Annotated in this window: 2 protein-coding genes; both read right to left on the bottom strand. The window is 44.3% G+C overall.

From position 1 onward, the window contains the following. On the bottom strand, positions 1 to 1150 hold a 1150-nt coding region (gene ispC, locus CXF78_RS15905), incomplete at its 3' end, for a 1-deoxy-D-xylulose-5-phosphate reductoisomerase (protein WP_102037329.1). A 5-nt stretch (positions 1151 to 1155) separates the two neighbouring features. After that, on the bottom strand, positions 1156 to 1885 hold a 730-nt coding region (locus CXF78_RS15900), incomplete at its 5' end, for a phosphatidate cytidylyltransferase (RefSeq protein ID WP_102037328.1).

Raw genomic sequence — 1885 nt, 5'->3', positions numbered from 1 at the left:
CTTGCTCATCAAGCTGTAATATATCTTCAATACTGTCTAAACGTGTTTGTTGCACCGAGTCTAAACAACGATAATTAACGTTAGCAATATCAGTAAAACGAATTCGGCCTTTTAAAAATGAATCGACAGCAATTTCATTAGCTGCATTCAATACTGTGGTCGCTTCTTGCCCTTGCTCACACGCTTGCATCGCTAAGCGTAAACATGGAAAACGATCAAAGTCAGGTTCACAAAAGCTTAACTGTCCGACTTTGAAAAAATCCAAAGGTTCAACGCCAGCGCCAATTCTTTGCGGATAGCTCATACAATGAGCAATAGGAGTGCGCATATCGGGGTTGCCCATTTGCGCAATAACAGAACCATCACGGTATTGCACCATTGAATGGATCACGCTTTGAGGATGGATCACCACTTTGAGCTGTTCAGCTTGCGTATTAAACAGCCAACGCGCTTCGATAAACTCTAAGCCTTTATTCATCATCGTGGCTGAATCAACCGAGATTTTAGGCCCCATGGACCAATTAGGGTGATTACAAGCTTGAGCTGGTGTCATCGCACTTAAGGTGGCTAAATCAGTGTTTAAAAACGGTCCACCAGAACCTGTTAGTAAAATATGTGATATGCCATTGGCACTTAAGTCACAATAACCGAGTTGCGCTTGGACATTGGTTGGTAAACATTGAAATATGGCATTGTGCTCGCTGTCGACAGGTAGCACTGTCGCACCTGATGCTCTAGCCGTGTGCATAAATAACTCACCCGACATAACCAGTGCTTCTTTGTTGGCTAGCAACACCCGCTTACCTGCTTTAACAGCGTCAAATGTCGGTACTAAACCCGCAGCGCCAACAATAGCCGCCATAACGGTATCGGTACGACTGTCGGTCACTAACGCATTTAACGCCTCAGCACCTGTAGTCACTTGAGTAACGCAGTGATTAGGCAATAATGATTTAAGCTCCATAGCGGCGTTCTCATCCACCATATGAGCATACTCAGGCTGATGGGTAATACACAAGGCCAGCATTTTTTGAACACTGGCATTGGCCACTAATCCATAGACATGAAAATCGGCAGGGTTATTTACCATCACACTTAAGGTGCTAGCGCCTATTGAGCCAGTAGCCCCTAAAATCACCATATTTTGCATTGGCATCACATCCACATGGCAATGTAGATAAAGGTAAATACTGGCAATGCTGCAGTCAGACTGTCGATACGGTCTAAAATACCACCATGACCAGGTAAGATGGTGCCAGAATCTTTAATGTTTGCAGCGCGTTTGAACATGCTTTCAGACAAGTCACCAAAAGCAGAAGCCAGAGCCGTGACGAGTGTCACCACAATAAGTAAGCCTAGCTCTTGTTCTGGCGCAACATACATAATGCCCGCAACCACTACCATAGTGGTAATTAAACCACCGGCTAAACCTTCAAGCGTCTTGGCAGGACTCACACTCGGCATCAATTTATGTTTACCTAACTTACGCCCAGCAAAATAAGCACCGGTGTCAGTCGCCCAAACCACTAACATAACGATAAACACTAATGCACCACCATAATAGGGATGAACGTTACTGCTTAACGATTTGAGTGCGATTAAAGAGGCAAAACACGGGATGAGAGTTAACTGGCCAAACATGGATTTCAGCATAGGGCTGTCTTTCCATATTTTGGCACTTTTAGGAAAACTGAACACCAATGCGCTGCTGACTATCCACCAAAATACACCGATAGTGATGATGGCTAGATAAATAGGATGTAATTGCCCTTTAAACCACAACACATCTATGGGTACTGATAAATTAAGCGCTATCATTAACAGACCCAGGGTAGCAGTAAAAGACCACTGGGTGACATTACAGCTTGGGTCAATGAAACTGCCC

This window comes from Shewanella sp. 11B5 (assembly GCF_002836795.1).
Classification (GTDB): Bacteria; Pseudomonadota; Gammaproteobacteria; order Enterobacterales; family Shewanellaceae; genus Shewanella; species Shewanella frigidimarina.
Note: the sequence above shows the minus strand (reverse complement) of the source record. Positions and strands in the feature narration are given on the sequence as shown.